The following is a 13,402-nucleotide window of genomic DNA, read 5'->3' as shown; positions in this document are numbered from 1 at the left end:
CGCGGCCGGGCGGCCGCGAGGCTGAATTAGCCGCTGCGCGGCAATCCAGCGGGGCGCACGGGGCGGAGCCCCGAACTTCACCCCCGCTTTTCAACCCAGCCCCGCCGGGCACACCCCAGCCCCGCCGGCGTTTGAGGCGTGGGGGTCCCCCCGGACGGAGTCCGGGGAGGGTCTGGGGCGGAGCCCCGGCAGCGGCGGCGCAGCCGAATGTGCGGGCGGGGCCTACGCCGCTTCGAGCAGCGGGCTCGCGTGGTGCCGGAGCCACGCCCGGTACGGCGGCGTCCGCATGGCCGCCTCGCGATACGCGGCGCGGAGGTCCTCGTAGACCTCCGCGTGCGCGCCCGGCCGGGTCGCCAGGAGCAGCCGTACGGCGAGCGGGTCCCCCGACAGCGGCCGGATCGCCATGTCCTCGCGCGGCCCGGACGTCGGCTGGCAGGGCGCCACCGCCTCGCCGGACACGATCAGCGAGGTAGCCGTGTGGTAATCGGCGTGCAGCACGGGCGGGTCCAGCCCCGCCCCGGCGAAGACCCGCCGCAGGCCGTCCCATTCGCCGTCGACCGAGGGGTCCACCATCCAGCGGTCGGCGGCCAGGTCCCGTAAGGACACCACCGACTGCCCGGCGGCCGGATGGTCCCGGGACATCGACACGAACTGCGGCTCCCGTTCCATCAGCACGTGCAGCTGCAGCCCGGCCGGCACCCGCAGCGGGCTGCCCTCCACCTCGTGCACGAAAGCCACGTCCAGCTGGCCGGAATCCACCATCCGCAACAGCGCGTTGGCGGACACGTCCACCACCAGCGAGGTCTCGGTGTCGGGCAGCCGCCGGTGGATCCGCCGGAGCCATCCCGGCAGTGCGCGGCTGGCCGTGGAGCCGATCCGCAGCCGCGGCCCGTGGGCCAGCGCCCGCGCCTCCGCCACCAGCGCGGCCATCTCGGCGAGCAGCGGACGGGCCCGGCCCAGTACGGTGCGGCCGAAGGGGGTGGGCCGGCAGCCGGTCCGCTCGCGCAGGAACAGCTCGCCCTCCAGGGCCCGTTCGATGCGGCGCAGCTGGGTCGTCAAGGAGGGCTGGCTCACGCCGAGCTGCCGGGCGGCCTTGTGCAGGCTGCCGGCGTCGGCGATGGCGCACAGCGCGCGCAGGTGCCTGACCTCAAGCTCCATGCCCAGAGGGTAGGCCGCGGCCCGTGGACCGCACCAGCCACCGATAGCCCCCCGAATCCCGCCATTCTCACATCAGTTGATCTGTCGAAATCTTCCCGATAGGCCGGCGCTATCGCTGAATGACATCATCCGCCGGCCACTTCCGCTCCCGCAGACTCCGGTCACGAACGACCACCCCCCACCGCACCGGACGAGTAGGAGCTCCCCCACATGCGCCACTCCCGTAAGGCCGTTCTGGCCACCACGCTCGGCCTCGGCCTGGCCGCCGCCCTCGGCGGCGTCGTCCCCACCGCCAGCGCCGCCACCGCCCCCGCCGGCAGTCCCGCGAGCTACGCGGCGTACGAGAACTCGCAGGAGAACCAGGCCGCCAACAAGGCCTTCTTCGAGGCCGTGCAGCGCTCGGTCGCCGAGCAGCGCGCCGCGAACCCGGGCGTCCTCGCCGTGACCGTCACCTACAACACCCGCAACGCGCCGAGCTTCCGCACCCAGATAGCCCGCTCCACGCAGATCTGGAACAGCTCGGTCAGCAACGTCAAGCTGCAGGAGGTGTCCTCCGGCGGGAACTTCTCGTACCGCGAGGGCAACGACTCGCGCGGTTCGTACGCGAGCACGGACGGCCACGGCCGGGGTTACATCTTCCTCGACTACCGGCAGAACCAGCAGTACAACTCCACCCGGGTGACCTCGCACGAGACGGGCCACGTGCTGGGCCTGCCGGACCACTACTCGGGCCCGTGCAGCGAGCTGATGTCGGGCGGCGGCCCGGGCACCTCGTGCCAGAACGCGACCCCGAACAGCACCGAGCGGGCGCGCGTCAACCAGCTCTGGGCCAACGGCCTCGTCGCTTCCGGCCTGGGGACGAAGGGCTAGGTCCGCCTAGCCTTCCGAAGGTGCGTACCGCGGGCAGTCCGGGTTCCGGCAGGGACCCGGCACCCACTCCGGTACGAAGATCCCGAGGGACTTGCGCCGCCTGACCACCGTGTCGACGGGGCTCCCGCAGGCCGGGCACATCCGCTGCTCGTGCCCGGCCTGCGGGGCGACCGTCTCGTGCGCCTGCTGCTCTTCACTGGCCATACGTCCACGGTAGGCCGGTTTCGCGCATTCGGAGGGGTCGGCCGGTTCAGCGCGTGACGGCGTACGTGGTGACGACCTGGCCGCCGCCGAGGGCCTTGACCCCGGTGAGCTCCAGGGGGCGCACGCCGAAGCCCGCCCGCGACATCGGCATCCCGGTGCCCGCGAAGACCGGGTACGTCTTGACGACGAACTCGTCGATCTCGTCGATCAGCTGGGTGGCCAGGTCCGCCCCGCCGCACAGCCAGATCCCGAGCCCCTCCTGGGCCTTGAGCTCACGGACCCGGGCCGCCACGTCCCCGTTGATCAGCTGGACCTGCGGATCCGGCGGCGTGGCGAGGGAGCGCGAGACGACGTACTGGCCGGGCAGGTGGCCGTAGGGGCTGGCGACGCCCAGCTTGAGGCCCGGCTCGTAGGTTCTGCGCCCCATGAGCACCGCGTCGAAGTGCTTCGGCTCGGCGTCCTCGATCCCGAGCTGGGCGCGCCCCTGGGCGGCGATGGTCTCCGGGTACTCGGCCTTGAGGAATTCGATGAACTCCAGGTCGAGGTGGGCGTAGAAGAAGTCGCCGTCGCCGTCCGGGGCCCCGATGAAGCCGTCGACCGACGTGGCGATGAAGTAGGTGAGCTTGCGCAAGCGAGTCTCTTCCGTTCGGCAGTGCCACCACACCGGGGCACGCCGAGTAAAGTACTTCAGGTGCAGTGGTTACGCAATCCCCTGCGGCTTGCGCCACATCGGCCACATCAGCGGTCCGTCGGGCAGCCGCACCGGCGTCCCCGTGTGCGCGAATCCGAGCCGCTCGTACAGCCGGCCGCTGCGCTCGCTGCTCGCCTCCAGGTACGCCGGCACGCCCTCCCGGTCGCAGCGCTCCAGCACCGGCCAGATCAGCTCGCCGCCCAGCCCCTCCCCCTGCCGGCCCGGGGCGACCGCGATCATCAGCAGGTACTCGTGCTCCTCCGCGGTCGGATGCACCGCGCCCGTGAGGCGGCCCACCAGTTCGCAGCGCTCGTTGTCGGGGTCGGCCACCGCCCGCATCTTCGCCGGGATCTCGTCCTCGCCCTCCGGCTCGCCCGCCGGGATCCGCAGCCACAGCGCGGCCGCCGAGCCGTCCACGGCGTAGTCGATCCGGCCCTCGGCCAGCGCCACGTCCACGAACACGCCCAGGAACTTGCCGTGCACCGCGGCCCGGTGCTCCGGGTCCGGGAAGACCCAGCTGCTCACCGGGTCGGTGCGGAAGGCCTCGTCGAGGAGCCGCGCCACCGCGTCCCGGTCCGACTGATCCGCCTGACGTATCTCCAGCGCCACTGGTCCACACCCTTCACTCACGCGTCAACGACCGTGAGCGATCTTAGAGTTGGGCCGGGAAAGCGGTAAGGCCTGTTCCGGCACCATCCGGTGCCGGAACAGGCCTTGCCCGCGCCCCCTACGCGATCACCGCGTACGGCGCGTCACGAACTCCGCGAGCGCCAGCAGCCCGCCCGCCGCCGCCAGGTCCGGTACGGCCCGGGACAGCTGCTGCACGGCCCGGCCCATCCGGTCCGCGGCGTGGGCCTGCGCCCAGTCGCGCCCGCCCGCCCGGTCCACCGCCTCGGCCGCCCTGTGCACGTCGCCCCCGGTCATGGGACCCGCGTACAGGGCCGCCAGCTCCTCCCCCGCCGCGGTGCCCGAGGTGAGGGCGGCCACGACCGGGAGGGACTTCTTGCGGGCGAGCAGATCGGCCCCGGCCGGCTTGCCGGTGTGCCCCGGATCCCCCCAGATGCCGATCAGGTCGTCGATCAGCTGGAAGGCCAGGCCGGCCTCCCGCCCGAAGGCGTCCATCGCGTCGACCTCTTCCGGCCCGGCGCCCGCGTACAGCGCGCCCAGCGCGCAGGCGCAGCCCAGCAGGGCCCCGGTCTTGGCCGTCGCCATGGTCAGGCACTCGTCGAGCGAGACGTACGGGCGCTGCTCGAAGGCGCAGTCCGCCTGCTGGCCCGCGCACAGCTCGATGACGCAGGCCGCGAGCCGGGCCGAGGCCGCCGCCGAGGCCGGGTGCGGATCCTCCGCGAGCAGCCGCAGCGCGAGCGCCATCATGGCGTCGCCCGTGATGATCGCGTCCGGTATCCCGAAGACGGTCCAGGCGGTGGGCCGGCCGCGTCGCCGGGCGTCCTGGTCGATGACGTCGTCGTGCAGCAGCGTGAAGTTGTGCGCCAGCTCCACGGCGGCCGCCGCCCGGACGGTGTCGTCCACCGGTCCGCCCGGCCCTCGCAGGGCCTGGGCCGCGGCCAGCACCAGGGCCGGCCGGATGGCCTTCCCGGCGCCGCCCGCGGCCGGGGTGCCGTCCGCGTGCTCCCAGCCGAAGTGGTACATCGCCACGCGCCGCATCGAACCGGGCAGGCTCTCGACGGTCCGGCGCAGTTCCGGGTTAACCGTTTCTCTTGTTCGTTCCAGCAGGGCCGCCGCTTCCTGGCCCTCGCCGGTCGCCAGGGCGGCGTTCACCGCGCTCAGCGCCAGCGTCCGATCTCGACGTTCTCCAGTACGCCGAGCGCGTCCGGCACCAGCACCGCGGCGGAGAAGTAGGCGGTGACCAGGTACGAGATGATCGCCTGCTCGCTGATCCCCATGAAACGGACCGACAGGCTCGGCTCGATCTCGTCCGGGATGCCGGGCTGGTGCAGGCCGATCACGCCCTGCTCGTCCTCGCCCGTACGCATGCACAGGATGGACGTGGTGCGGGCGTCGCTGATCGGGATCTTGTTGCTCGGGAAGATCGGCACTCCGCGCCAGGCCGGCACCCGGTTGCCGCCGATGTCCACCGACTCCGGGTACAGCCCGCGCTTGTTGCACTCGCGGCCGAAGGCGGCGATGGCCTTGGGGTGGGCGAGGAAGAGCTTGGAGCCGCGCCGCATGCTGAGCAACTGGTCCATGTCGTCGGGGCTGGGTGCGCCGTCGTGCGGCTGGATGCGCTGGTCGTAGTCGGCGTTGTGGAGGAGGCCGAAGTCGCGGTTGTTGAGCATCTCGTGCTCCTGGCGCTCGCGCAGCGCCTCGACCGTGAGCCGCAACTGCTGCTCGGTCTGGTTCATCGGTTGGTTGTACAGATCGGCGACGCGCGTGTGCACCCGCAGGACCGTTTGTGCAATGGAGAGTTCGTACTCGCGCGGGCGGGCCTCGTAGTCCACGAAGGTGCCGGGGAGCACGGCCTCGCCCTGGTGGCCGGCGGAGAGGTCGATCGCGGCCTCGCCGTACTTGTTGGTGTGCTGGGCGGGCTGCGTCCGTACGTGCTCCACGTGCTCGCGCAGCGAGTCGACGCGGTCGGCGAGCAGCTGGAAGTCCTGCCGGGACAGGACGAGCGCGGTGCCGGAGGTGGCGGCGCGGGCGGTGTACTCCCAGATCGCCTCTTCGTCGACGAGTGCGCCCTCGCCGAAGTGGGCGCCGTCGGCGACGGTCCGCAGGACGGCGTCCTCGCCGTAGGGGCCGGGGCCGATCTGGTCGATGCGGCCATGGGCGAGCAGGAACACCTGGTCGGAAGGGCTGCCGAAGGAGGTCAGCTCCTGGCCGGCCTCGAAGTCGATCTGCCGGAAGCGCTGGGCGAGTTCACCGAGGACCTCGAGGTCCTCGTAGTCGCGCAGCAGCCGGAGCTCACCGAGTTCGGCGGGTATCACCTGGACCTGGGTCCCGGTCTTGATGAACTCCACGCGTCCGTCGCCGACCGTGTAGCTCAGCCGGCGGTTGACCCGGTATGTGCCGCCCTGCACCGGGACCCACGGCAGCATCCTCAGCAGCCACCGTGAGGTGATCTCCTGCATCTGCGGCGCGGACTTGGTCGTGGTTGCCAAGTTCCGCGCGGCCGATGTCCCAAGACTGCGCTGCGGTGTCCGGGTCTCGGATTCGGAACCTGCCTGGACCGACATCTTTTTCCCTTTCGATCACTCCATGGATCTGCAGGGTCAGCCTTCCAGTACGGAACGTGGTGGGACCATTACACAAAAGGGTGGGACTACTCCGTCCGAGGGCGGGGCACGCTTTGGGGTTCAACTCCTTCCCCGCGAGCCCCTTACGCTCCACCGGTTTCAGCCATCCCGCCACGTCGGCCGTTTGCTGTTGACGCATGCGGCTGACCTGACTCACGGACCCGGCGTTGCGCGCCCCGAGCGGGTGGTGTGCTACGCGGCGGTCTGGATGAGAAGTCCGGCGAAGTGCTGAACCCGGCTGTGCTGGCGGAGCGGGTCGGCTGGTGTGCTGACCTGGTGTTCGTCATGGCCTCGGAGTTGATGGCCTCGCACTGGAATGGGACGGATGTGGGGGTGCTGGCCGCTGGTGAGGATGCCGGGGGTCGGAATCTGCCGTCGAACGCGTGGATGGCGCTGCGGCGTCTGGGATGGAGTGCCACCGCGCCTGAGGGTGTCAAGGTCAATCGACCGGATCGTGCGCATGGCCCAGGAGCAGGCCGGGCGCACCCTGCGATCCGCGCAGTGGCGGGCCGAACTCACCGTCGGTGTCCTCGCGTCGTGGCCCGCCGCCCCTGCCAAGCGCACCGCAGACGAGTGGGCCAAGGTGCGTGCTTCCGTGCCCGGCGGACAGCATCTTCCTTCCAGTGTCATCACGGGCCGCACCCGGCAGATCGCCGCGTTCGCCAAGACCAACGGCCGTATGCCTGCCGATGTGTTCGAGCTGGAGGGTGTGCCGGGTGTGGCGCGGATGCTGCTGCTGTCCGCGTGTGACGGGCAGCAGGCCACCATCCAGCGTTGCGAGGACGATCCGGGCCGGGCAGTACTGCGGCTGCAACTGCCCGTGCGTCCCGCCCCGCGGTCGTACCGGGACTGGGCCTGGGTGGCCTGCCCGATCGCGCTGCCCCCGACGGTTCCGGCCGGCGCGGTGGTGCACCTGCCCACGCTGCGTGTCCACCAGGGCCGGGTGCGGGCCGATCTCGCCTATACGCACGCCGTTCCGAAAACTTCCCGCACCGGCCACAGGGTCGCGCTGGGTGTGGACTGGGGCCTGAACACGCTCCTGTCCGCCGGAGCCGTCCGGCTCCACGACGACGGGCGGATCACCGCCCTGGGTGCCGGTGCCCAGTTCCGAGCCGCCGGTGTGCTCGCCAAGCAGCACCGGCTTCGCCGGCACGGCGAGAAGCTGCATGCCAAGACTGACCGGCATCAGCGCCTGACCGACGCCCGCGGGCAGCGGGACCTCACGCCGAACGTCCCGCTGGAACGCAGGCAGTCGCTCATCCAGGGCGAGATCCGGCACGTGTCCGCCCGCCGCACAAACCTGGGCGACGCCCTCGCCTGGGCTGCCGCCCGCTGGACCGTCGACCAGGCCATCGCAGCCGGGGCCACGGTCATCTACCTCGAAGACCTGCGGTCGATGGAAGCCCGCGGCATGGGCCGCACCATGAACACCCGCCTCTCCCAGACCGTGCGCGGACAGATCACCGAACACATCAGGCACCTCGCAGGCGAGACCGGTATCGCGGTCGTCACCGTCCCTGCCCGAGGTACCTCCAGTCGCTGCCCGAGCTGCGTCACCCCACTCCGTCACCGCAAAGCCCCCGACCGGCCCACCACCCCCGGCTGGAAATGGGCGCTCTGTCCCGGGTGCGGCTGGCAGGGCGACCGCGACCAGGGCGCATGGCGGCGTATCGCCGCACGAGGCCTCACCCACCAGACCAAAACCGTGGTGGACCGCACCACCGCCACCATGGTCATCCGCGCAACCGTCGACCAGCTCGAAGCCCGCGCGATCATCACACCCACCGCGTCGACGACCAGCCGGGACCGGTCCAAGACCGGACCCACTCGGCACCGCACCACACGCCCCGCGCCCAGGCGACGCAGGGCACCCTCCCCAGCACGGCCTACCGGCCCTGCTGGCCAGCGTCCGGAGGGACACGCTCACACGGACCGGACCCGGCTGCCCCGCGCAGCCAACCGGCACCAGGGCGCTCACACGATCAGCACACCCACCAGCCGACACCGGCCACGAGGGGCAGCACTGGGCGCGGGATTCCACCGCCACGCCCACGCTTCTCCCCCACGGTGGGAACCTATCCTCGAACCAGACACTCAGTCCGGCTCGGGGTCACTCAGCTGACCAGAGACGTTGCAGCATCTCGGCCTGATCGAGGCGAGGCCGCGGCCGGGCCGGACGGCGAGGTCTCCCACCACCTGCACGCCCGCGTCCACGTCGGCGACACCCTGCGGGTCTCGGCCCCGTACGGCGACCTGGTCCTGCGGGACTCCACGACCCCCGTGCTGCTCGCCTCCGCCGGCATCGGCTGCACCCCGATGGTCTCGATGCTGGAGCACCTGGCCGACACCGGGCACACCGCCCCGGTGACCGTCCTGCACGCCGACCGCTCCCCGGCCGACCACCCGCTCCGGGCCGACCACCGGGCCCTGACGCACAAGCTGACCGACGCCTCGGCGCGGTTCTGGTACGAGGAAGCGGCGGAGCCGGGCGACGGCGAGGGCCTGATCGACCTCTCGGCGGTCCCGGTCGCCCCCGGCACCCAGGCCTACCTGTGCGGGCCGCTCCCCTTCATGCGGTCCGTGCGCGAGCAGCTGATCGCCAAGGGCCTGCCCGCCCGCGACATCCACTACGAGGTGTTCGGCCCGGACCTCTGGCTGGCCTCGGCATGACGGCTGGCCGGATCACGCCCTAGCCCCGGAAGCGTCGCCTCCGCTAAACCGGTGTGTAACGAGATACGCACACAGCGTGTCCGTCGCGCACCGTAAAGGAGGCGGCCATGGCCGCACCCATGTCCGCGGACCGGTTCGTCAACGCATTGCGGCACGAGGGTCTGACCGTCGTCGAAGTCGGCGCCTGGCGCACCCACAACCGCAACCACAAGGGCCCCTGGGGGCCGGTGCACGGGGTGATGATCCACCACACCGTCACGCACGGCACGGCGCGCACCGTCCAGCTCTGCCGCGACGGCCACTCCGCCCTGCCCGGCCCGCTCTGCCACGGCGTGATCGCCAAGGATGGCCGCGTCCACCTGGTCGGCTACGGCCGTGCCAACCACGCGGGCGCCGGGGACTCCGACGTCCTGGCCGCGGTGATCGCGGAGAAGCGGCTCCCGCCCGACAACGAGGCCACCACCGACGGCAACCGCCACTTCTACGGCTTCGAGTGCGAGAACCTCGGCGACGGCAAGGACCCCTGGCCGGCGGTCCAGCTCGACGCGATCACCCGCGCGGCGGCGGCCGTCTGCCGGGTCCACGCCTGGAACGCCCGCTCGGTGATCGGCCACCTCGAATGGCAGCCGGGCAAGATCGACCCCAAGGGCTTCACGATGGACTCCCTGCGCGAACGCGTGAGCGAACGCCTCAAGTAGCCCCCTCACTCCGCCCCCGCCCTGACCGTCCTGGACGTTTGCGGGAGTGCGCGCTGTCCTGACCTTGGTGTCAGCGCCTGGGGTCAAGGGGCGCAGATTCAAATTCTGTCGCCCCGACGGTGCGAAGGGCCCTCGATTCCTGTAGCCAGGAAATAGAGGGCCTTTCGCATGAACAGATAGGTCTCGCGAATCACGTCACCTGTATTCAGCCAGTAGTAGCCGCCGATCCCGTCCTCGCCCACGGGGGAGAGCATGCCGACCGCTTGCCGGAGGTCCCGCTCGGAGACGTCGCGGAGAGCGTCGGCGAGCAGCTCGTCATCGTCCTGGGCATAGGCATATGCCAGCCGTTGCACGGAGGGGGAAACAGGAATCGCCTCCGTGGCGGCGCAGACGAACTGCTCGAGCCAACTGCGGGGAGCGAAGGGCGGCGGCTGGCCGTCGCCTCTGGTGATGCCGGGGCGCAAGAGGGCGACAATACGGAGTCGGCCAGGCAGGTGTTCCCACGAGGGGGGAATGTCGGCACAGGCCTCGACTCCGCCACTCAGGTCCGCCTGGTCCAGGCCTGCTCTCAGTGACCCGTCGACTGTCGCCGGGTCGAGCGCTGCCGCCTCGGTCAGTAGCGAGCGGCGGATGAGCGTGGACCGCTCCTTGAGCGCCATCTGGCTGAGGGTCCTCGGCCCTTCCTCGGCGTGGAATTGCCCGACCACCGCGGCATAGCGCTCAAGCGGGTCGACGCTGTGCAGATGGGGAACGACCTCATGGCGAGCGAGCCGGTTGAGATCGTCGAGATCTCGCACCTTGATCGGGGCCGGCATGCTCGGGCGCCGCTGCCGCATCGTGATCACGGAAGCGAGCACCAGGACCACGATTGCCGCGGCGGCAACGATGAGTAGGTACAAGGAGGTGATGGAAGAGAAGGTGATGGCCTGGGCTGTGAGCACCCCGAACACGATTGCCACAAGCGCGGTGCATGTCGCCACTACTTGCCGTTCGCGGCGGGTACGGAACCTGTCTGCCCGTCTCATCACGTACTCGTCGTGGAGCTGAACGATCTCCCCTACTTCGTCCAGGCGTCGCCGTGAACGCCAATGGTCGAACTCTCGCTCGATGTCCACCTGCTCCTGCAGCCATCGCAGCCGGGAGTGCCTAAGCTGCTCCTTCCACTCCTCGGAGGAGCGTTCCCCGGTGACCTGCTGGAGACGGGCGGACACCAGTCGCTCCTCCTCGCCTCGCTGCTCGATCAGCGTGACCAGTTCCTCGCGAAGGCGCTCCAAGCGTTGATCCAGTGCCGTGTTGGGCAGGTCCTCCTCGGGGACGCCAGTTCGCAACGTCCTCTCCAACTCCGCGACGAAGTCAGGGCTGCTCGCGATGACGACTCGGCCGAAGGCCTCCTGAAGCCTGTCCCGCACATCGGGAGAGGAGTACCCCACGACGACCAGGACCACAGATGACTGGTGCCGTCGCAATGCCTGAATCTTCTCCATTTGCCGTACAGCTTGGACGGCCTCGTCCTGTCCAAACACAGCTTCGCTGATCTCGACGGCAAGCATGATGCGCGTACCACGCAGCACGACGTAGTCGACCCGTTGTCCGTCGATTTCGTAGTCGACGGTGAAGTGACGGCCGGCGTTCTGCAGTGCCTTCTCGACGGCGCGCCGGACGTCGGCCTCGGTGGGGGCCCACTCGCCACCGGCGGAGGCCAGCCGGCACCTTACTCCCTCCTCGTCGATGCCGGTGGTGACCTGTGTCCACTTGTCGATCACCACATGGCTCGCCTGAATGAAGCGCCGGAGATTGCCACCGCTCTCGACCAGCAACTGCCGTACCGCGTCGGTCAGGAACGGGAAGGTCCGCGGCTGCCCCGGTTCAGGTTTCCAGGGAGCCAGATAGGACGCTAGTACGTCGTTGGCCTCGTCTTCGGACAGGTCCGGCGTCTGTATCTCGGACGGCCCGAAGCGCTGACGCACATCCGGCGGCATGTCCCGCCACACCTGTTCCGCGATGGCACAGACGACGAAGGCGTTCTCCCCGACCAGATCCTCGATCACCCCGCGAAGGAGTCCGGCGTTGGCGACGTCGATGGTTCCGTCGCTGGTCCTCAGGAAGGCCTCGACCTGGTCCATGGCGAGCGTCAGTGGTCGTCCCGCCCGTCGGGCGAGGGCCGCGAGGACATGGATCGCGGTGCGGATCTCCGCAGGGTGACCGATGACACCGGAGACGCCCAGCCGGACCAGTTCCTCGGCGTGCACGTCCTCCGCCAGCAGCCACCGGTGCGCCACGGGGCACAGCGCCGGGTTGGACAGGCTGCGTAGCACGCGTTCGAAGTTTCCGTAGCGCCCCTGAATTCTCCTTATGTCGTCGTCCAGTCGGTTCACAACTGCCGTGTGTGACAGTTCGTTGTCGTCGATTGCCTGTTTTACGAGGTCCGGGTTTTCGCGGAGGCGTCGGGTGTCCTGCGTCTCGCCGGTAACGCTGTCGCGGCTGGCGATGAACTCGTCCATCGCGTAACCGGCGAAGGCCTGTTCGGCGAGTTCACTGAGTTCGGTCGCCGTCCAGCGAGACATGAGTTTGCGGTACAGCAGGAGGGGGTCTGGGCCGTCGGCACGGACGTAGAGCACAACACGCGGTCTCGCCGATGTCTTGTCTCTGCTGGCCCGGTCCATGGCAACTAGCAGGGTGTGCGTTTTTCCGCTTCCGTGTGGCCCGTGAAGAGCCGCGGCTCGACCGGCCACCGGATCGTCGAGATAGCGGCGCTGGATCGACTCGAGACGTTGAAGTGGTATTCGGGACATCGCGGTCGGGGTGCCCTCAAGTCCGTACGTGGCCATGGCATCGAGCGTCATGGTGGCCTGGGCCGGGAAGGGATTTCGATCCGGAAACATGGGGATCACCTACCCGTGAGCAGGATTTCTTCGAGATATTTGATCTGCTTAACCATATCTCCCTCACGGAATTTCAGACTCTCGTCCGGCCATCTCACCCCGGGTCCATTACTCACCTTGTTCACCAGGAGCACTTCCATGAGCTTGAGGATCCGCGCAATGGGGCGCGCCCTCCCGACAAAGGCGTTCTCCACTTCCCCTTCCAGGAACGGCGGGTCGTTCTCGGTGCAGGTTTGCCAGCGCTTGAATACGACCTGACAGGCCTCTATTCCGTTAAGCTTGCCGAGTGTCGCAACACGCGAGATCTCCCAATCCAGGGCGGCTTCAACGTTGTCGAGGACTGCATCGAAATTACCTGCAGTGTCCTCGACTGTGGCGACAAGAAGAGAATCGACGAAGTGGAAGCTCTTTTCGGCAAGCGTCAGGAGACTCCGTTGCCTGACGTCTTCGATGACGCCTGCCAGGGCCCAGCCGCCAGCGGTCAGCGCACCCGTGAGCTTCCGCAACGCTGACCCCAGCGACGCCTCCATCGCGGCGGGCTTCTGCGCCGCCAACGCCTCGAACGTCCGTTCCAGGGTCTCTGTGGGTTCGTAGTCATGGTCCTGCGCTTGCGGGTACAGGTCGAGGACCCATTTCCACAGCTGCTCCTCGGCATCAAAATCGGTCATTTTGCCGCGTGCCACGATCAGCTTGCCGGGAGCGAAGGGCGCATCTTGTCGGCCGGTCGCCCACCTGTGGATCAGATAGTTTGCGAACGACGTGCGCCCAGTCCCGCTGCCGCCTGCGGTGACAACCAGCGCCGGCTTCTTCGCTGCGGCACGCTGCGCCACGAAGTCGCCCAATGACTCGGCGAGCCGCCATCCACCCACCTTGCACAACAGGTTGAGGTCCTGGCAGTCCTGGACGGGATTCAGTTCCCGTCCGAGGTACGGGAAGTCCCGCAACCCGTAAGCCGCCTTGGCGTCATCGATCATGTCT

11 protein-coding genes and 1 pseudogene are annotated in these 13,402 nt (G+C 69.5%); 4 read left to right on the top strand and 8 right to left on the bottom strand.

All coding sequences use genetic code 11. From position 1 onward, the window contains the following. Positions 1 to 222 precede the first annotated feature (222 nt). The gene (locus tag ACGFYQ_RS05245; protein ID WP_362392772.1) at positions 223 to 1,158 is read right to left on the bottom strand and encodes a LysR family transcriptional regulator; all 936 of its coding nucleotides are present in this window, start codon (positions 1,156 to 1,158) and stop codon (positions 223 to 225) included. A 210-nt stretch (positions 1,159 to 1,368) separates the two neighbouring features. Here ACGFYQ_RS05245 and snpA point away from each other — a divergent pair, with 210 nt between their 5' ends. Further along, positions 1,369 to 2,028, top strand: a complete 660-nt coding sequence (gene snpA / locus ACGFYQ_RS05240) for a snapalysin (RefSeq protein WP_393740143.1) — start codon at positions 1,369 to 1,371, stop codon at positions 2,026 to 2,028. 6 nt (positions 2,029 to 2,034) lie between these two features. Here snpA and ACGFYQ_RS05235 read toward each other — a convergent pair whose 3' ends face one another. The 5 genes from ACGFYQ_RS05235 to ACGFYQ_RS05215 form a co-directional block, all read right to left on the bottom strand. After that, complete coding sequence (locus ACGFYQ_RS05235) at positions 2,035 to 2,232, bottom strand: hypothetical protein (RefSeq protein ID WP_393740141.1); 198 nt, start codon at positions 2,230 to 2,232, stop codon at positions 2,035 to 2,037. A gap of 46 nt (positions 2,233 to 2,278) precedes the next feature. After that, entirely contained in the window at positions 2,279 to 2,863 is a 585-nt protein-coding gene (locus ACGFYQ_RS05230; RefSeq protein ID WP_393740139.1) for a dihydrofolate reductase family protein, read from the bottom strand. Positions 2,864 to 2,932: 69 nt separating this feature from the next. Further along, the gene (locus ACGFYQ_RS05225; RefSeq protein ID WP_393740137.1) at positions 2,933 to 3,532 is read right to left on the bottom strand and encodes a GNAT family N-acetyltransferase; all 600 of its coding nucleotides are present in this window, start codon (positions 3,530 to 3,532) and stop codon (positions 2,933 to 2,935) included. Between the two features lie 126 nt (positions 3,533 to 3,658). Beyond that, positions 3,659 to 4,702, bottom strand: a complete 1,044-nt coding sequence (locus ACGFYQ_RS05220) for a family 2 encapsulin nanocompartment cargo protein polyprenyl transferase (protein WP_393740135.1) — start codon at positions 4,700 to 4,702, stop codon at positions 3,659 to 3,661. 5 nt (positions 4,703 to 4,707) lie between these two features. After that, positions 4,708 to 6,114 (bottom strand): family 2B encapsulin nanocompartment shell protein, encoded by a 1,407-nt coding sequence (locus tag ACGFYQ_RS05215; protein ID WP_393740133.1) that lies wholly within the window; start codon positions 6,112 to 6,114, stop codon positions 4,708 to 4,710. A 520-nt stretch (positions 6,115 to 6,634) separates the two neighbouring features. Here ACGFYQ_RS05215 and ACGFYQ_RS05210 point away from each other — a divergent pair. From ACGFYQ_RS05210 to ACGFYQ_RS05200, 3 genes and pseudogenes are all read left to right on the top strand, one after another. After that, positions 6,635 to 8,296 carry a zinc ribbon domain-containing protein gene (locus ACGFYQ_RS05210; protein WP_393740131.1) on the top strand — a complete coding sequence of 554 codons (1,662 nt, stop codon included), beginning with the start codon at positions 6,635 to 6,637 and terminating at the stop codon, positions 8,294 to 8,296. A gap of 47 nt (positions 8,297 to 8,343) precedes the next feature. After that, positions 8,344 to 8,844, top strand: a pseudogene (locus ACGFYQ_RS05205) (hemin transporter); the annotation flags it as partial. 107 nt (positions 8,845 to 8,951) lie between these two features. Continuing rightward, on the top strand, positions 8,952 to 9,542 hold the full coding sequence (locus ACGFYQ_RS05200) for an N-acetylmuramoyl-L-alanine amidase (protein ID WP_393740129.1): 591 nt from the start codon (positions 8,952 to 8,954) through the stop codon (positions 9,540 to 9,542). Between the two features lie 98 nt (positions 9,543 to 9,640). Here ACGFYQ_RS05200 and ACGFYQ_RS05195 read toward each other — a convergent pair whose 3' ends face one another. Then, the gene (locus ACGFYQ_RS05195) at positions 9,641 to 12,424 is read right to left on the bottom strand and encodes a hypothetical protein (RefSeq protein WP_393740127.1); all 2,784 of its coding nucleotides are present in this window, start codon (positions 12,422 to 12,424) and stop codon (positions 9,641 to 9,643) included. Between the two features lie 5 nt (positions 12,425 to 12,429). Further along, positions 12,430 to 13,398 carry a hypothetical protein gene (locus ACGFYQ_RS05190; RefSeq protein WP_393740125.1) on the bottom strand — a complete coding sequence of 323 codons (969 nt, stop codon included), beginning with the start codon at positions 13,396 to 13,398 and terminating at the stop codon, positions 12,430 to 12,432. Between the last annotated feature and the right edge of the window lie 4 nt (positions 13,399 to 13,402).

It is taken from the genome of Streptomyces sp. NPDC048258 (genome assembly GCF_043201995.1).
Taxonomy (GTDB): domain Bacteria; phylum Actinomycetota; class Actinomycetes; order Streptomycetales; family Streptomycetaceae; genus Streptomyces.
Note: the sequence above shows the minus strand (reverse complement) of the source record. Positions and strands in the feature narration are given on the sequence as shown.